Consider the following 16,211-nt stretch of genomic DNA (forward strand, 5'->3'; position numbering starts at 1 on the left):
GGCGGGGGGACCCCGAGGCGGCGCCCTCATGGACGCCCGGCGGCCGTAAACTCCCTCACCATGTGCGGAATCGTGGGCTACATCGGTCAGCAGCAGGCGCAGGGCGTCGTCATCGAGGGGTTGCGGCGTCTGGAGTATCGCGGCTACGACTCCGCCGGCATCGCGCTGCTGCACGATGGGACCATCCGCGCCGAGAAGCAGGCGGGCAAGCTCGCCAACCTGGAGAAGGCGCTGGTGGACGCGCCGCTGCCGCAGGCGCACGTCGGCATCGGTCACACCCGCTGGGCCACCCACGGGGCACCGACCGACGTCAACGCGCACCCGCACCTCGGGCCGACCGGGCGGGTCGCGCTGGTGCACAACGGGATCATCGAGAACTTCGCCGAGCTGCGCACGGTGCTCGAGGACGACGACCACGTGCTGGCCTCGGAGACCGACACGGAGGTCGCGGCCCATCTGCTCGAGCTCCAGCTGGAGGCCGGCCTCGACCTGACCGCCGCCATGCAGCACGTGTGTCGTCAGCTCGAGGGAGCCTTCACGCTGGTCGCAGTGGACGCGCAGGACGCCGACCGGGTGGTGGCCGCTCGCCGCAACTCGCCGCTGGTGGTGGGGCTCGGCGAGGGAGAGAACTTCCTCGGGTCGGACGTGGCGGCGTTCATCGAGCACACCCGCGAGGCGCTGGAGCTCGGCCAGGACCAGGTCGTAACGATCACCGCCGACGATGTCCGCGTGACCGGCTTCGACGGCTCGCCCGCGGAGGGCACGCCGTACCACGTGGACTGGGACCTGTCGGCCGCCGAGAAGGACGGTCACGACTGGTTCATGCGCAAGGAGATCTTCGAGCAGCCCCGGGCGGTCGCGGACTCGCTGTTGGGGCGTCGTACGCCGGACGGGCTGCTGCACCTCGACGAGGTGCGTCTCGACGACGACGAGCTGCGCGAGATCGACAAGATCATCATCATCGCGTGCGGGACGTCGTTCTATGCCGGGATGGTCGCGAAGTACGCCATCGAGCACTGGACGCGCACGCCGGTCGAGGTCGAGCTGGCCTCGGAGTTCCGCTACCGCGACCCGATCCTCGACCACTCGACGCTGGTCGTGGCGATCAGCCAGTCCGGTGAGACCGCCGACACGCTCCAGGCGATCCGGCACGCCCGGGTCCAGCGCTCGAAGGTGCTGGCGATCTGCAACACCAACGGCTCGACGATCCCGCGTGAGTCCGACGCGGTCATCTATACCCACGCCGGCCCTGAGATCGGTGTCGCCTCCACCAAGGGCTTCCTCACCCAGCTCGTCGCCTGCTATCTGCTCGCGCTCTACCTCGCCCAGGTCAAGGGCACCCGCTACGGCGACGAGATCACCGAGGTCCTCGACCAGCTCGAGACGATGCCGGCCCACATCCAGCAGGTGCTGGACGGGGCCGAGCAGGTCTACGCGCTGGCCGCGGACCATGTCGAGAGCCGCTCGGTGCTGTTCCTGGGGCGCCATGCCGGCTATCCGGTGGCGCTCGAGGGCGCGCTCAAGCTCAAGGAGCTGGCCTACCTCCATGCCGAGGGGTTCGCGGCCGGGGAGCTCAAGCACGGCCCGATCGCGCTGGTCGAGGAGGGCATACCGGTGCTGTGCGTCGTACCCCCGCGTGGGCGCGACCAGCTGCACGGCAAGATGCTCAGCGGCATCCAGGAGGTCCGGGCCCGCGGGGCGCGCACGATCTGCCTGGCCGAGGAGGGCGACACCGCGATCGAGCCGTACGCCGACGTGCTGATCCGGCTCCCCAAGGTGCCCGTGCTCCTGCAGCCCCTGGTGGCGGTCGTGCCGCTGCAGCTGTTCGCCTGCGAGCTGGCGACGGTGATGGGCCACGACGTCGACCAGCCCCGCAACCTCGCCAAGTCCGTCACGGTCGAGTAGCGCGTGCCCGTCATCGGCGTCGGCATCGACGTGGCCGACATCGGCCGGTTCGAGGAGTCGCTCGCTCGCACCCCCGCCCTGCGCGGCCGGCTGTTCTGCGGCGACGAGGTCGACCGACCTGTGGCCAGCCTCGCTGCGCGGTTCGCCGCCAAGGAGGCGCTGGCCAAGGCCCTGGGCGCCCCGGTGGGGATGGCCTGGCACGACGCAGAGGTGGTCTCGGAGTCGACCGGCCGGCCGCAGTTCGTCCTGCGCGGCACCGTCGCGGCTCGGGCTGCTGCCTTGGGCGTGAACCATGTGCATCTGTCGCTGTCCCACGACGCCGGCATCGCCTCGGCTGTGGTGGTCCTGGAGTCCTGAGGCTGCCGGCGTCCCCCTCCGTCCGATCGCTGGTCGATCAGGTTGCGCAGCCCGGTCGTTGGTCGAGCAGGTTGCGCAGCAACCGACGTCGAGACCCACGCAGACACGCCGAAACCCCCGCCGGATGCTGCCAACGACGGGGTCCCGGGGCGATGCAGCTACTGATCCGGAGGTACGGCGCGCGACCGCTCACGGGTCACGTCAAGCGTCCCGCTGTGATCACGCAGGTACTGATACCCCTGCGGACTCGTCCATAGGAACGTGCCGGGGTCGATGACGGTGTAGGTCCACGGCGAGTGGGTCTTGTGCCGGTGATGCCGCCGACACAGCGGCGCCAGGTTGCAGGAACACGTAGCTCCACCGGCTGCGTGTTCTCGAACGTGGTCACAGTCCGCACGATGCCCGTCAGGCGTGAGCTTCCTGGCTGGTCGGGTGCACCACGGGAACACGCACGAGTGGTTGATCAACGCGATGCGTTCGACCAGCCGGTCGGGGACTTCGTAGGCGTTGACGTGGACGTGGTCCTCGAGATCGATGACCGGCTTCACGGTGATCTGGGTGTCGGGGTTGGCGCACCAGTCGCGGACCTGGTCGACAGAGATGAAGGAGCGGGTGTTCTCCACCCGCGCGAGGTGCGCGCGGCCGCCATCCAGGTGGCGGGTGCGCAGGGCGTCGTGGGAGAGGTGGACGTAGAGCACCACCTGACGCGGACGCCGCGTCGTTCCGTGAGTGGGGGCCGGGGCTCCAGGAGCTTCGGCGGAGGATGAGCGCGGTTGATCGGGAGCACTGGGTGAGTCGGATCCACCGCACTGATCAGGTGCGGCCTCGTCGCCGGCGTTGGTGTTGAGGTCGAACGCCAGCTGGCGGCGGGCCAGGTCGCCGGCTGCCTTGGCCCGGCGGACATCGAGGGGCTCCTCCGAGCCGAGTGCGCGTTGGGCTTCGGCTCCTGCGGTGACGGCGGCGTCGAGGTCCATCGCGTCGGCGATGTCGAGCTCGCCGCGGATCTGCATGGTGCCGTCGTAGGACACCTGGTCGGTGTCCACATCGAAGCACCGGCCGTCAGCCGCGTTGCGGCGGCGTTGTTCGGCGTCCTCGGGTTGGAACTGGACCCGGGCCTCCTCGATCAGCCGGTCCAGCGCGGCGATGCCGATCTTGTGCGCGACCGAGGCGACGTGACGGTCCACGAACGCCGCAACCAGCGGGCACGAGGCTCATCGTGGCGTCGGCGATGCGGCGCGCCTTCCACGCCACCAGGTCACCGGCACAGACCCGCTTCCACACCTTCGGGAGGCGATACCTGAGCTCGACGGCTTGGCCGACGTAGCGGCCACCGGCGTCGGTGGACATGCCGACGGCGAGGGCGAACTCGGTGATCGCGAACTCCGCGACCAAAGGTGCACCGGGCCCGGCGATGGGGAGGCCGTGGTCGCCGTACCCGTCGTGGGCCATTGCGGCGTCGGTGAGGGAGTCGACCGAGTGCATCGCGGCCCAGTCCACGGCGAGCTGGAGCTGCTCTGCCTCGAGGCGGTCCGCCCCGGTGCGGCGTGCCCGGGCAGCCTCGAGCACCGCGGCGGCGGTGTCGGGGGCGGCTGTCTGGGTCATGGACCTATTGGATCAGGGACCGCCGACAGTGACCCCGCCCAGAAGCGGCGCGACGCGCAGACTGTGGAGAACTTTTTTCGCGGGGTGGGTCTCGACGTCGGTTGCTGCGCAACCTGCTCGACCAACGAGGGCGCCGGGGGTCTCAAGGTCGGTTGCTGCGCAACCTGCTCGACCAGCGAGTGGGACTGCGCAACCTGCTCGACCAACGAGCGGGGTTGCGCAACCTGCTCGACCAACGGGGGTGCGGGCTAGGTTGAGGAGCATGAGGACTGCGCACACGGTCGAGCAGGTGCGGGCGGCGGAGGCCGAGCTGATGGCGACGCTGCCGGACGGCGTGCTGATGCAGCGGGCGGCGGCCGGGCTGGCGCATGCGGTGCTCGACCTGCTGGGCACGGCGTACGGCCGGCGGGTGGCGCTCCTGGTCGGCAGCGGCGACAACGGGGGAGACGCGCTCTTCGCGGGAGCGATGCTGGCCAGGCGGGGCTGCGCGGTCGAAGCCGTGCTCCTCTCCGAACGGGTCCACGAGGCCGGGCTGGCGGCGCTGACGGCTGCCGGCGGCCGGGTCGCGTGCCCACCGACGCGCTCCGGCGCGCCCTCGGGCACACGACCCACATCTCGCCCCGCGGTGGACGTCGTCATCGACGGGGTGGTCGGCATCGGGGGGCGACCGCCGTTGCGCGACGACGCGGCGGCCGCGCTGGCGGCGTACGACGGGGCGCGCGTGGTCGCGGTCGACGTGCCCTCCGGTGTGGACGTCGACACCGGGGAGGTGGCCGGGGCGCACGTCCGGGCCGACCTGACCGTCACCTTCGGCACCCACAAGATCGCCCACCTCGTCGACCCGGCCGCGGCGGCCTGCGGGAGCGTTCAGCTGGTCGACATCGGACTCGACCTGCCGCCCGGCGACGTGGAGTCGCTGCAGCCCGCCGACGTCGCGCGCCTGCTGCCGCGGCCGGCGCAGGACGCGCACAAGTACACCCGCGGCGTGGTCGGGGTCCGCGCCGGCTCGCCGCGCTATCCCGGCGCGGCCCTGCTCTGCGTCGCAGGGGCGGCCTCTGGGCTGGTGGGCATGGTCCGCTTCGTGGGCGACGAGGCGGTCGCCGACCGGGTGCGGGCCGCCCACCCCGAGGTGGTGGGCGCCGGTCGGGTCCAGGCCTGGACGGTCGGCTCGGGCGGCGACGAGACGGCCGCTCAGCATCTCGAGGAGGCCGTCGCCGACGGGGTCCCGATCGTCGTCGACGCCGACGCGCTCGCCCAGGTGCGCGGCCCGCTGCCGGTGCCCGCCGTGCTAACCCCCCACGCCGGCGAGCTCGCCCGGATGCTCGGCGCCGAGCGCGAGGCCGTCGAGGCGGCACCGCTGCGCCATGCCCGGGACGCCGCCGAGCGGTTCGGTGCGGTGGTCGCGCTCAAGGGCCGGCACACGGTCGTGACCGGCCCGGACGGGCGGGTGCGGGTGACCACCACCGGTCTGCCGTGGCTCGCGACCGCCGGCGCCGGCGACGTGCTGGCCGGCCTCGTCGGCGCGCTGCTCGCCGCCGGCCTCACGCCGTACGACGCGGCCTCGGTGGGCTCGTGGCTGCACGGGTCGGCCGCCACCCTGGCCTCGACAGACGGCGGGGACGCGCCCGGCCCGATCGTCGCCCTCGACGTGGCGCGAGCCATCCCGGCGGCCGTGCGCACCCTGCCGCCGTACGTCTGAACCGCCCGCACCTGAGAGGATCGGGGCCATGAGCCCTCCCTCCGCTCGCGCGGAGATCGTCGTGGACCTCGCGGCGATCCGCCACAACGTGCGTCTCCTGCGCGCGCTCACGGCCCCGGCGCTGATGATGACGGTGGTGAAGGCGGACGGGTACGGCCACGGGATGCTGCCCGTCGCGCGAGCGGCCCGAGAGGCCGGCGCCGACTGGCTGGGCGTCGCGACGCTCGACGAGGCGCTCGCGCTGCGCACCGACGGTGACACCGGACCGCTGCTGTGCTGGTTGAGTGCCCCCGGCGAGGACTACGCCGCCGCGATCGCCCACGACGTGGACGTGACCGCCTACACGACAACCGAGCTCGACGAGATCGCCGCCGCGGCCCGGGACGCCGGCACGTCCGCCCGCGTCCAGCTCAAGATCGACACCGGTCTCTCACGCGGCGGCTCGACCTTCGAGGACTGGCCGGTCCTGGTGCGCGCCGCCCGCGCCGCCGAGGAGCAGGGGACCCTGCGGATCACCGGCATCTGGTCGCACTTCGTCGCCAGCGACGACCCCGGGCACCCGGCCAACGACGCCCAGGAGCGGGTCTTCACCGACGCGCTGACGATCGCCGAGGCCGCCGGTCTGCGCCCCGAGGTCCGCCACCTCGCCAACTCCGCCGCGGCCATCCTGCGGCCGTCCTCGCGCTTCGACCTCGTCCGCTGCGGCATCGCCAGCTATGGCCTCGACCCAGCCCCGGGCGTCACCCCGGACGTCGGTCTGGTCCCCGCCATGACCGCGCAGGCGCGCCTGGTGATGGTCAAGGCGGTCGACACCGGGGCGGGCGTCTCCTACGGCCACACCTGGCACGCCGACCGGCCGACCACCCTCGGTCTCGTGCCGGCGGGGTACGGCGACGGCGTCCCGCGCCACGCCAGCTCCCGCGCCGAGGTGTACGTCGCGGGCCGGCGCCGCCCGGTGCGCGGACGGGTCTGCATGGACCAGTTCGTCGTCGACCTCGACGGCGACCAGCCGCAGGCTGGGGATCCGGTCGTGCTGTTCGGGACCGGAGAGCACGGGGAGCCCACCGCCCAGGACTGGGCCGAGGCGTGCGACACCATCAACTACGAGATCGTCACCCGCATCGGTGGCAGGCTGGTCAGGCGCTACCTGGACGGCGACACCGGCGAGGAGGCCCGATGACGGTCAAGGGCAGGGTCTTCGGCATCGCCGCGGGCGCCGCGGGCGTCGCGCTGGCGGGCACCGCGATCGGCATGGCCCGCCACCGCCAGATCGTGGCCCGGAGCGGGGCCGGCGAGGACACGCCGTTCGGCACGCTGCGCTCGCCGGGCCTCACCGTGGTGGCCGACGACGGCGTTCCGCTGCACGTCGAGGTCGACGAGTACGTCCCCACCGACGACGACCGGCTGGCGCTGCGCCGCACCGACGACCCCGGGCCGCCCCTCACGGTGGTGTTCGCCCACGGCTATGCGCTGAACCTCGACTGCTGGCACTTCCAACGCGCTGGCTACCGCGGGCTGGTCCGCACGGTCTACTACGACCAGCGCTCCCACGGCCGCTCGGGGCGCTCGACCGAGGGCAACGCCACCATCGAGCAGCTCGGCAAGGACCTCGCGCGGGTCATCGACGAGGTGGCTCCCGGTCCGGTGGTCCTGGTCGGGCACTCGATGGGCGGGATGACGATCTCCGCGCTCGCCGAGGAGCGCCCGGAGCTGTTCGGCACCAAGGTCGTCGGCGTCGCGCTGATCTCGACCACCGCCGGGGGGCTCGACCCGCACCGGGTGCTGCTGCCGTTGCTCCCGCGCACGGTCGGCGGACAGTTGGCGACGCGCGCGGTCGCGTTCCTGGCCCGCGGGCACCGCACCGTCGATTGGGCGCGGGGCCTGGCGAAGCGGATCGCGACCGTCACCACCGATGCCTTCGCGTTCGGCGACGACGTCCCCGACACCTATGTCCGCTTCGTCGACGAGATGCTGGCGGCCACGCCCTTCGAGGTGCTGGCCGAGTTCTTCCCCAACTTCGGCAGCCTCGACAAGTTCGAGACCGTGCACGCGCTGTCGGTGGTGCCCACCACGATCATCGGCGGCACCCGCGACAAGATGACCTCGATCGGACACAGCCGCAAGCTGCACTCGCGCATCGAGAGCTCCACGCTCGTCGAGTGTGAGGGCGCCGGCCACATGGTGATCCTCGAGCGCCACGAGCAGGTCAACGCGGCGCTCGACCAGCTGCTCGCCGAGGCCGCGAAGGTGGCGTCGCGATGACCGCCACCGACGCCGAGGTGGCGATGACCGTTCGCCGGGTCGGGATGGAGGCAAGCGACGCGATGCTGCACGTGGTGCGCGCCGCCTTCGGTGCCCGTCCGCCGCTCGACCCGCCCGCCGACGCCCTGCACGAGACCCGCGAGTCGCTGGCGCTCGTGCTGGAGGCGCACGGGGGCATGCTGGCCGAGATCGGCGGCGAGGCGGTGGGCTCGCTGCTCTTCGACCCCGTCGCGGACGTGGTGTTCCTGCGCCGCTTCGGGGTGCTGCCGGCCATGCAGCACCGCGGCGTCGCGACCGCGCTCGTGGAGGCGGCCGCCGGCCTGGCCACCGCCGACGGAGCACGCGCGCTCGCCGTCCTGGCCCGCGAGGAGCTGCCCCGCACCGTCGGGTTCTGGGCCGATCACGGCTTCGTGGAGCGCGGCCGCCGCACGCCGTACGTCGAGCTGGAGCGGACCTTGGAGGTGGCGACATGAGCGGCCCGGACGCGTCGTACGACGTGCCCGACGCGGCGACGATGCAGGCCCTCGGCGAGCGGATCGGTCGGCTGCTGCGGGCGGGCGACCTCCTCGTGCTCAGCGGTGGGCTCGGCGCAGGCAAGACGACGTTCACCCAGGGGCTCGGCGCGGGGCTCGGCGTGCGCGGCGGGGTCACCTCGCCGACGTTCGTGATCGCCCGGGTGCACCCCTCGCTGGCCGAGGGGCCCGACCTGGTGCACGTCGACGCCTACCGTCTCGGCGGGATCGCCGAGCTCGACGACCTCGACCTCGACACCTCGCTCGACGACGCCGTCACGGTGGTCGAGTGGGGCGAGGGGCTCGCGGAGGTGCTGGCCGAGGACCGCCTCGAGATCCGCATCCACCGCGCCACCGGCGACGCGCCGACGATGCCGGACCCCGACGACCTTGACCCCGATGCCCTCGACCCGCGGCGCGTCGACCTGCACCCGGTCGGCGAGCGCTGGACCGGCGTCTCCTGGCCCACTGGAGTCCACCCCCACGAGCGCGGTCAGTAGCCTCGTCCCCGTGCTGCTCGCCTTCGACACCGCCACCCCGCTCGTCACCGTCGCGCTCCACGACGGCGAGGACGTCGTCGCCGAGCGCGTCTCGGAGCGCCCGATGAAGCACGGCGAGCAGCTGGCGCCGCTGATCGAGCAGGTCCTCGCCGACGCCGGCCTGGTCCGCGAGGACCTCACCGCGATCGCCGTCGGGGTCGGCCCCGGCCCCTTCACCGGTCTGCGCGTCGGCCTGGTCACCGCCCGCACGCTCGCGATGGTCCTCGAGATCCCGGTGTACGGCGTGTGCTCGCTCGACGTGCTCGCCGTCGAGGCCGCGCACACCGGCGCCGTCGAGGGGCCGTTCGTGGTGACGACCGACGCCCGTCGCAAGGAGGTCTACCTCGCGTCGTACGACGAGCACGGGGTGCGCCTCGATGAGCCGCAGGTGGTGCGGCCCGCCGACGCCGCGAGCGAGCAGCCGTGCGTGGGGGAGGGCGCGGTGCTCTACCCCGACGCGTTCCCGCACGCCGTCGGACCGACCCGGCCGTCCGCCGGCTGGCTGGCCCGCGCCGTCGCCGAGGAGCTGGCCGAACTGCACGACCCGGAGCCGCTCTACCTGCGCCGTCCCGACGCCGTCGAGATGGCGGCACGCAAGCCGGTCTCGTGATCAGGCCCCTCTCGTGATCAGGTCGGCCGTGGCCGCCGACGCTCGGGCGGTGGCCGCCCTCGAGGCGGACCTCTTCGGCACGGAGGCGTGGAGCGTCGACCAGGTCCGCGACGAGCTCACCGGCGAGACCCGCCATGCGCTCGTCGACGAGCGGGACGGAGAGCTGGCCGGCTATGCGGTGGTGATGGTGCTGGGCGACGTCGCCGACCTCCAGCGGATCGGCGTGCGCCCGGACCTCCAGCGCGGCGGCGTCGCTGCGTCGCTGCTCGACGCGGGGCTCGAGGCAGCGCGAAGCCGCGGCGCGGACCGGATGCTGCTCGAGGTCAGCGAGGCCAACGCAGGTGCGCGGGCGTTCTATGCGGACCGCGGCTTCAGCGAGCTGGACCGACGCCGGCGCTACTACCGCGACGGCTCCGACGCGCTGGTGCTGGCCCGGCCGCTGGGCTGAGCGCGCCTCGCGTATCTTCGCCCCATGGCCAGAACCAGGACGGCGACGGGGACCCTACGCTGGCGCCGCGGTCGATGGACGGCCTGGAACGGCAAGCGCTGGGCCCGCGCCGTCTACGCCGTACGGCCTCAGCGCCTGGAGTCACCCGAGCTGCTCGACCGCGACCCGCAGCTCACCGACCAGCAGCGCACGGTCATCCTCGGCAAGGCGATCGACGACCTCGTCCTCAAGGGCGCGGTGATCCTGCGCCAGGACCACGACTCCGTGATCATCGCCGTACGCCGCCCGGTCTCGCACGTGCTGCACGCCCTGCTCACCCTGATCACCGGCGGGCTCTGGGGGATCGGCTGGCTCGTCAACGCGCTGAGCCGCACCGACGACCGGGTGCGGCTGCGCGTCGACGCGTGGGGCAACGTCTGGCCCTCGGTCAGCGCCTAGACCAGCCGCTTGCCGTCCGGCGGGGTGAGTCGCAGCCAGCGGTAGCCGTATGCCGGCAGGGCGACGGTCGTGCGGTCTCCGTCGAGGTCGGCGTCGTCCTCGCCGAGCACGTCCACCAGCTGGAGCCCCTCGCAGTCCGCCAGCTGCAGCGGGACCTGCTGCGGCTGGGCGCCCAGGTTGTGCACCGCCACCAGCCGTCGGTCTCCCCACCGGCACTCGTGCGCGAGGACCGCGGGACAGGGCTGATCGAGGATCTCCAGGTCGGCCCAGCCCAGCTCGGGCGACTGCCGGTAGGTGTGGATCATCAGCCGCAGGAAGTTGAGCAACGAGTCGGGGTCCTTGCGCTGGGCGGCCACGTTGACGTGCTCGGGGCCGAACCGTCCGGCGGTGACCGGGCGCGGCAGCTGGTCGGCGGGCGCGCGGGAGAAGCCGGCGTTGGCCTCGTCGCTCCACTGCATCGGGGAGCGCACCGCCAGCCGGCCCGGGATGTCGAGGTTCTCGCCCATCCCGATCTCCTCGCCGTAGAACAGCACCGGCGTGCCCGGCAGCGAGAACAGCAGGCTGTAGGCCAGCCGCAGCCGGTCGGGGTCGCCGTCGAGCATCGGCGGCAGCCGGCGCCGCAGGCCGCGGTCGAAGAGCTGCATGGACTTCTCCGGGCCGAAGGCGGCGAAGACCTCTTGGCGCTCGTCGTCGGTGAGCTGGTCGAGGGTGAGCTCGTCGTGGTTGCGCAGGAAGGTGCCCCACTGCGAGTGGACCGGCAGCGGTGGTCGTGCGGCCAGCGCCTGCGCCAGCGGGCGGGCGTCGCCACGGGCCAGGGAGAGGTAGAGCTGCTGCATCACGACGAAGTCGAACATCATCGTCAGCTGGTCGCCGTCACCCTCCCCGAAGAACGCAACCTGCTCCTTGTGTGGCAGGTTGACCTCGCCCAGGAGGATCGCCTCCCCGGCGCGGCGGCTCAGGAACGCCCGCAGCGCGCGCAGGTAGTCGTGCGGGTCGGGCAGCTCCCCGTCGTCCTTACCCCCTGGGCCGCCGGCACCGTCCGCGCCCTGGCCGCCGTCGTTGTCGATGAGGAACGGCACCGCGTCGACCCGGAAGCCGGAGACGCCGAGCTGCAGCCAGAAGCCCATCATCTTCGCGATCTCGTCGCGGACCGCCTCGTTGCTGACGTTGAGGTCGGGCTGGTGGGCGTAGAAGTGGTGGAGGTACCACTCGCCGGTCGTCTCGTCGTACTCCCAGATCGAGTCCTCCTGGTCGGGGAAGACCACCTGGTCGGAGGTGTCGGGCGGCGGGTCGGAGCGCCAGACGTAGAAGTCGCGGTACGGCGAGTCCTTGCTCGCGCGCGCCGAGAGGAACCACGGGTGCTGGTCGGAGGTGTGGTTGACGACGAGGTCGACGATCACCCGCATCCCGCGGTCCTTGGCCGTGCGGATCGCCTCGACGAGGTCCCCGTGCGTGCCCAGACGCGGGTCGACGCCGTAGTAGTCGGTGATGTCGTAGCCGTCGTCGCGGTCGGTGGTCGGGTAGAACGGCATCAGCCACAGGCAGGTGACGCCGAGCTCGGCGAGGTAGTCGACGCGCTCGGTCAGGCCGACGAGGTCGCCGTTGCCGTCGTCGTCCCAGTCCATGAACGTCTGCACGTCGAGGCAGTAGACGACCGCGGTCTTCCACCACAGGTCGCTGGTCTCCGCGAGCCGCACGGCGCTCAGCCGCCCAGCTGCGGGAGCACGTGCTCGCCGAACGCGTCGATGAAGGCGGCCTGGTCCTGCCCCACGTGGTGCAGGTAGAGCTCGTCGAAGCCGAGGTCGAGGTACTCCTGCAGCCACGCCGTCTGCTGCCCCAGGTCGGCGGAGATGTGCACCGCGTCCCGGACGGCGGCGAGCGGCACGTGCTCGCTGACCACGTCGAAGACCTCCGCGGTGTCGATGTCCCACGTGGCGGGCGGTGCGAACACGTTGCTGCGCCACTGGTCGTGAGCCAGCGCCTCGGCCTCCGCCTCGGTGGCCGCCCAGGACAGGTGCACCTGCAGCCGCAGCGGCCCGCTGCCGCCGGCGTCGCGGTAGGCGTCGACCATCCGGCGCAGGTGCTGGTGCGGCTGGTTGAGCGTGAGCAGCCCGTCGGCCCACTCCGCTCCGCGCTGCGCCGTCTCGACGCTCACCGCCGCCGTGACCAGGTGCGGGGCCGGCTCCGGCGGATCCCACAGCCGCGCCCGGTCGACGACGACCAGGCCGTGATGGGTCACCTCCTCGCCGGCGAGCAGCCGGCGGATCACGTCGACGCACTCGCGCAGCCGGGCGTCGCGGACCCCCTTGGCGGGCCACGCGTCACCGGTGATGTGCTCATTGGAGGCCTCCCCGGAGCCCAGGGCGGTCCAGAACCGGCCCGGGAACATGCCGCCGAGCGTGCTGATCGCCTGCGCGATGATCGCCGGGTGGTAGCGCTGACCCGGCGCGTTGACCACGCCGAACGGCAGGTCGGTCGTCGCCAGGGCCGCGCCCAGCCACGACCAGGCGAACCCGGACTGGCCCTGGCGCGCGCTCCAGGGGCTGAAGTGGTCCGAGCTCATGGCGGCGGAGAAGCCGGCCTGCTCGGCTCGTCGTACGTCGTGGAGCAGCTGGCGTGGGGACACCTGCTCGTGGGACGCGTGGAATCCGATGACGGTCATGGGGGCTCCCTCCCTCGCCAGGAGTGCGTTACCCCTCAGCCGTGGGGCCTAACACCGGCCTCGTCCGTCTCTCGGTCCGGCTCCCGGCACAATGGGCACCATGCCTGCCAGTGACCAGCCCCTCGTCCTCGGCATCGAGACCTCCTGCGACGAGACCGGCGTGGGCATCGTCCGCGGCCACACGCTGCTCGCCGACGCGGTCGCGAGCAGCGTCGAGGAGCATGCCCGCTTCGGCGGCGTGGTGCCCGAGGTGGCCAGCCGGGCGCACCTCGAGGCGATGGTGCCGACGATCGAGCGGGCCTGCGAGACCGCCGGGATCCAGCTGCGTGACGTCGATGCGATCGCGGTGACGAGCGGTCCGGGGCTGGCGGGGGCGCTGCTGGTCGGCGTCGCCGCCGCGAAGGCCCTGGCGCTGGGGCTGGGCAAGCCGATCTACGGCGTCAACCACCTCGCCGCCCACGTCGCGGTCGACCAGCTCGAGCACGGCCCGCTGCCCGAGCCGTGCCTGGCGATGCTGGTCTCCGGAGGGCACTCGAGCCTGCTGCGCGTCGAGGACGTCACGGTGGGCGTCGAGCCAATGGGATCCACCATCGACGACGCCGCGGGCGAGGCCTTCGACAAGGTGGCGCGGCTGCTGGGCCTGCCTTTCCCCGGCGGGCCGCACATCGACCGGGCCGCCCGCGAGGGCGACAGCGTCTACATCGACTTCCCCCGCGGACTGACCGCCCGCCGCGACCTGGAGCGGCACCGCTTCGACTTCTCGTTCTCCGGCCTCAAGACCTCGGTCGCCCGCTGGGTCGAGGCCCGCGAGCGCTCCGGCCAGCCGGTCCCCGTCGCCGACGTCGCCGCGTCGTTCCAGGAGGCCGTCTGCGACGTGCTGGTCCGCAAGGCCCTCGACGCCGCGGTGAGCGAGGGCATCGAGGACATCCTCATCGGCGGCGGGGTGGCCGCCAACTCCCGTCTGCGCGCCATGGCCGAGGAGCGCGCCGCCGCCAAGGGCATCCGCGTCCGCGTCCCGCGCCCCGGCCTGTGCACCGACAACGGCGCCATGGTCGCCGCCCTCGGCGCCGAGCTGGTCACCCGCGGCCGGCCCCCCTCGGCCCTCGACCTCCCCGCCGACTCCTCCCAGCCGATCACCACGGTGGTGGCGTAGTCCTCGCAGGCTCGGCCCTGCCGTTTGGTCCCCAACGGCAGTGATTTCGGGAGATGGCATGTCGTCTCTGACCAATCGGCGGGGTCTCCTGGCCGGGTGGCGCCGACGCATGCCGTTGGGGACCAAACGGCGACGATTTCCGGCCCGCCCCCGTCGTCTCTGACCAATCGACGCACGCCAGTCGCCGACGGCGGAGCCGCAGTCACGGACTGCGGTCTGCACCCAGGTAGTAGTACAGGTCCTCGTAGGGGCCGGTGGCGGTGTCGGCGGCCTGCTCGACGAGACCGTCGGTGCCCAGGCGCACCAGCCGGTGCTGGTCGCCGTCGATCACGGTAGCCAGCACCGTGCCCTCCGGCTCCCAGGCGGCCTGGACGAGCGTCAGCTGTCCGTTCCGGGGCTGCTCGTACGACGCGACGAGCTCGCCGCTGCGGGCGTCGAGGACATAGAGCTCCCGGGAGCCCAGCCCCTCGCTGTAGACCGAGTCGGCCAGGACGTAGCGCCCGTCGGGGCTGAAGCTGCGGAGCTTGTAGGTGCACTGGTCCCACGCGGGCACCCCCGGGTCGGCTGCGACGTCGATGACCCCGAAGCAGGCGCCCTCGCCGTCCTCGCCGGGCACCGCCGTCTGGACGGCGACCAGGTCCTCGGCCGACGCGGTCGCCTGCACGGCCACCACCCCGTCGAGCGTCGTGTCGGACTCGCCCGGGCCCGCGATCGCGAAGTCGACGTCCTCGCCTTCGCCGCGGGCATAGACGACCCGGTCGTCGCCCAGCACTCCGAGCGCCTGCACGAGCGGCGACACAGGGAAGCCCCTCGCGGACCCCTGCCCGGCCTCCGTCAGCGAGCGCAGGTACAGCGTCTGCCCACCAGCCTCGGTGGCGGTCCACGCCGCCGTCGACCGGTCGTCGCTGGTGACGAGGTCCTGGTTCGTCGCCGACCCGCCCTGCGGCGAGAAGTCCTCCGAGAGGTAGCGCACCTCGTCGCGCGACGGGCTCAGCGCCCACCACTGGCCGTCGGCCTCGCTCCAGACCATCGCCTGATAGCTCTGGTCGAGCTCGACCAGCCCCTCCCCGGGCAGCACCACCCCCTCCGGCGTGAAGTACTCGATCGCCGGGTCCTCGCCGCGCTCCAGCCCCTCCAGGGTCTCGGACGTCAGCGTCGTCCGCACCGGCTCCCGCTCGACCACCTCGGTCGGCGTCACCGGGTCGATCTCCTTCGACTGCGTCCCGTTGCCGCCGAGCAGCAGCACGGTCGGTGCGACCACGGCCAGCGCCGCGAGCGCCCCCGCCCCAGCAGCGATCCGCCGGTTGCGCCGGATCCGCCCGGCCCGCCCCCGCACGTCGCCAAGGGTCAGCGGGGCCTCGTGCATCCCCGCGACCTGGCGGTGCAGGTCGTCGCCGAGCAGCTCGGCGATTCGGTCGTCGTTCATCGGGCTCATCGCCCCTCCTCGAAGTGGCGCGGGTCCAGGGCCTGGGGTGCGCGGGTGCGCAGGGCGGCCAGGGCCCGGCTCGCCTGGGACTTCACGGTCCCCACGGAGATGCCCAGGATGTCGGCGGTCTCGGCCTCGCTCAGCTCCTCGTAGTAGCGCAGGACGACGACCGCGCGCTGCTTGCGGGGCAGCGTCTGCACGAACTCCCACAGCGCCGAGCCGCGCCCGTCGTCGTACTCGTCGACGACGTGGTAGGTCTCGGGCACCTCGTCGGTGGCGAACTCGCGGCGCTTCCACGCCCGGCGCCACAGGGAGTTGTGCTCGTTGACCATGATCCGTCGGACGTAGCCGTCGATCAGCTCGCGGTGCTGGACCTTGTCCCACGACAGGTACAGCTTGGCGAGAGCGGTCTGGACGAGGTCCTCGGCCGTGTGCCGGTCCCCGGTCAGCAGGTAGGCCGTGCGCAGCAGGCTGGGCTGGCGCGCGGCCATGTACGCCGAGAACTCGGCGTCCTGCGGTCGGGCCCGCTCGGCCACGGCCACCCCCACTCCCACATCGGGCCTCTCAGGCCCCGTGTCAGCGACGAAGTGCATGTCTC

At 72.7% G+C, this 16,211-nt stretch carries 16 protein-coding genes; 11 read left to right on the forward strand and 5 right to left on the reverse strand.

The window, feature by feature from the left end:
- The first annotated feature begins 60 nt into the window (after positions 1-60).
- Positions 61-1,905 (forward strand): glutamine--fructose-6-phosphate transaminase (isomerizing), encoded by a 1,845-nt coding sequence (glmS, locus tag ACYU7L_RS20270; protein WP_460800373.1) that lies wholly within the window; start codon positions 61-63, stop codon positions 1,903-1,905.
- A gap of 3 nt (positions 1,906-1,908) precedes the next feature.
- Positions 1,909-2,262: a holo-ACP synthase gene (locus ACYU7L_RS20275; protein ID WP_460800374.1), complete on the forward strand. Its 354-nt coding sequence runs from the start codon at positions 1,909-1,911 to the stop codon at positions 2,260-2,262.
- Positions 2,263-2,420: 158 nt separating this feature from the next.
- Here the strand turns inward: ACYU7L_RS20275 and ACYU7L_RS20280 are convergent, their stop codons facing one another.
- Positions 2,421-3,446, reverse strand: a complete 1,026-nt coding sequence (locus tag ACYU7L_RS20280) for an HNH endonuclease (protein WP_460800375.1) — start codon at positions 3,444-3,446, stop codon at positions 2,421-2,423.
- Between the two features lie 680 nt (positions 3,447-4,126).
- On the opposite strand from ACYU7L_RS20280, the gene ACYU7L_RS20285 reads away from it, so the two are divergent.
- The 8 genes from ACYU7L_RS20285 to ACYU7L_RS20320 are packed head-to-tail and all read left to right on the forward strand — an operon-like array spanning position 4,127 to position 10,372.
- Positions 4,127-5,563 (forward strand): NAD(P)H-hydrate dehydratase, encoded by a 1,437-nt coding sequence (locus ACYU7L_RS20285; RefSeq protein WP_460800376.1) that lies wholly within the window; start codon positions 4,127-4,129, stop codon positions 5,561-5,563.
- 28 nt (positions 5,564-5,591) lie between these two features.
- Positions 5,592-6,743, forward strand: a complete 1,152-nt coding sequence (gene alr / locus ACYU7L_RS20290) for an alanine racemase (RefSeq protein ID WP_460800377.1) — start codon at positions 5,592-5,594, stop codon at positions 6,741-6,743.
- Positions 6,740-7,825 (forward strand): alpha/beta fold hydrolase, encoded by a 1,086-nt coding sequence (locus ACYU7L_RS20295; protein WP_460800378.1) that lies wholly within the window; start codon positions 6,740-6,742, stop codon positions 7,823-7,825. Before alr ends, ACYU7L_RS20295 begins: the two co-directional genes overlap by 4 nt.
- Positions 7,822-8,298, forward strand: a complete 477-nt coding sequence (locus ACYU7L_RS20300; protein ID WP_460800379.1) for a GNAT family N-acetyltransferase — start codon at positions 7,822-7,824, stop codon at positions 8,296-8,298. Before ACYU7L_RS20295 ends, ACYU7L_RS20300 begins: the two co-directional genes overlap by 4 nt.
- Positions 8,295-8,837: a tRNA (adenosine(37)-N6)-threonylcarbamoyltransferase complex ATPase subunit type 1 TsaE gene (gene tsaE, locus ACYU7L_RS20305; protein ID WP_460800380.1), complete on the forward strand. Its 543-nt coding sequence runs from the start codon at positions 8,295-8,297 to the stop codon at positions 8,835-8,837. Before ACYU7L_RS20300 ends, tsaE begins: the two co-directional genes overlap by 4 nt.
- A 10-nt stretch (positions 8,838-8,847) precedes the next feature.
- Positions 8,848-9,486 carry a tRNA (adenosine(37)-N6)-threonylcarbamoyltransferase complex dimerization subunit type 1 TsaB gene (gene tsaB, locus ACYU7L_RS20310; protein ID WP_460800381.1) on the forward strand — a complete coding sequence of 213 codons (639 nt, stop codon included), beginning with the start codon at positions 8,848-8,850 and terminating at the stop codon, positions 9,484-9,486.
- 13 nt (positions 9,487-9,499) lie between these two features.
- On the forward strand, positions 9,500-9,934 hold the full coding sequence (gene rimI / locus ACYU7L_RS20315; RefSeq protein WP_460800382.1) for a ribosomal protein S18-alanine N-acetyltransferase: 435 nt from the start codon (positions 9,500-9,502) through the stop codon (positions 9,932-9,934).
- A gap of 24 nt (positions 9,935-9,958) precedes the next feature.
- Positions 9,959-10,372, forward strand: coding sequence for a hypothetical protein (locus ACYU7L_RS20320; protein ID WP_460800383.1), 414 nt, complete (start codon positions 9,959-9,961; stop codon positions 10,370-10,372).
- Here the strand turns inward: ACYU7L_RS20320 and ACYU7L_RS20325 are convergent.
- Together ACYU7L_RS20325 and ACYU7L_RS20330 are read right to left on the reverse strand one after the other, a co-directional pair.
- Positions 10,369-12,069, reverse strand: a complete 1,701-nt coding sequence (locus ACYU7L_RS20325; protein ID WP_460800384.1) for an alpha-amylase family protein — start codon at positions 12,067-12,069, stop codon at positions 10,369-10,371. The genes ACYU7L_RS20320 and ACYU7L_RS20325 overlap by 4 nt on opposite strands.
- A 5-nt stretch (positions 12,070-12,074) precedes the next feature.
- Complete coding sequence (locus ACYU7L_RS20330) at positions 12,075-13,034, reverse strand: TIGR03885 family FMN-dependent LLM class oxidoreductase (protein ID WP_460800385.1); 960 nt, start codon at positions 13,032-13,034, stop codon at positions 12,075-12,077.
- Positions 13,035-13,134: 100 nt separating this feature from the next.
- Between ACYU7L_RS20330 and tsaD the strand changes: the two genes are divergently transcribed.
- Positions 13,135-14,187 (forward strand): tRNA (adenosine(37)-N6)-threonylcarbamoyltransferase complex transferase subunit TsaD, encoded by a 1,053-nt coding sequence (gene tsaD / locus ACYU7L_RS20335; RefSeq protein ID WP_460800386.1) that lies wholly within the window; start codon positions 13,135-13,137, stop codon positions 14,185-14,187.
- A gap of 202 nt (positions 14,188-14,389) precedes the next feature.
- Here tsaD and ACYU7L_RS20340 read toward each other — a convergent pair whose 3' ends face one another.
- Both ACYU7L_RS20340 and ACYU7L_RS20345 read right to left on the reverse strand, forming a co-directional pair.
- The gene (locus ACYU7L_RS20340) at positions 14,390-15,622 is read right to left on the reverse strand and encodes a hypothetical protein (protein WP_460800387.1); all 1,233 of its coding nucleotides are present in this window, start codon (positions 15,620-15,622) and stop codon (positions 14,390-14,392) included.
- On the reverse strand, positions 15,619-16,206 hold the full coding sequence (locus ACYU7L_RS20345) for a SigE family RNA polymerase sigma factor (protein WP_460800388.1): 588 nt from the start codon (positions 16,204-16,206) through the stop codon (positions 15,619-15,621). Before ACYU7L_RS20345 ends, ACYU7L_RS20340 begins: the two co-directional genes overlap by 4 nt.
- Positions 16,207-16,211: the final 5 nt, after the last annotated feature.

The organism is Nocardioides pacificus (assembly GCF_054775955.1).

Excerpts from the sequence above, each read along its gene's own strand:
- ACYU7L_RS20340 (WP_460800387.1), bottom strand. The coding sequence starts at position 15,622 with ATGAGCCCGATGAACGACGACCGAATCGCCGAGCTGCTCGGCGACGAC.
- tsaD (WP_460800386.1), top strand. The coding sequence starts at position 13,135 with ATGCCTGCCAGTGACCAGCCCCTCGTCCTCGGCATCGAGACCTCCTGC.
- ACYU7L_RS20285 (WP_460800376.1), top strand. The coding sequence starts at position 4,127 with ATGAGGACTGCGCACACGGTCGAGCAGGTGCGGGCGGCGGAGGCCGAG.
- ACYU7L_RS20345 (WP_460800388.1), bottom strand. The coding sequence starts at position 16,206 with ATGCACTTCGTCGCTGACACGGGGCCTGAGAGGCCCGATGTGGGAGTG.
- ACYU7L_RS20295 (WP_460800378.1), top strand. The coding sequence starts at position 6,740 with ATGACGGTCAAGGGCAGGGTCTTCGGCATCGCCGCGGGCGCCGCGGGC.
- ACYU7L_RS20300 (WP_460800379.1), top strand. The coding sequence starts at position 7,822 with ATGACCGCCACCGACGCCGAGGTGGCGATGACCGTTCGCCGGGTCGGG.
- glmS (WP_460800373.1), top strand. The coding sequence starts at position 61 with ATGTGCGGAATCGTGGGCTACATCGGTCAGCAGCAGGCGCAGGGCGTC.
- alr (WP_460800377.1), top strand. The coding sequence starts at position 5,592 with ATGAGCCCTCCCTCCGCTCGCGCGGAGATCGTCGTGGACCTCGCGGCG.
- ACYU7L_RS20330 (WP_460800385.1), bottom strand. The coding sequence starts at position 13,034 with ATGACCGTCATCGGATTCCACGCGTCCCACGAGCAGGTGTCCCCACGC.
- ACYU7L_RS20320 (WP_460800383.1), top strand. The coding sequence starts at position 9,959 with ATGGCCAGAACCAGGACGGCGACGGGGACCCTACGCTGGCGCCGCGGT.
- tsaE (WP_460800380.1), top strand. The coding sequence starts at position 8,295 with ATGAGCGGCCCGGACGCGTCGTACGACGTGCCCGACGCGGCGACGATG.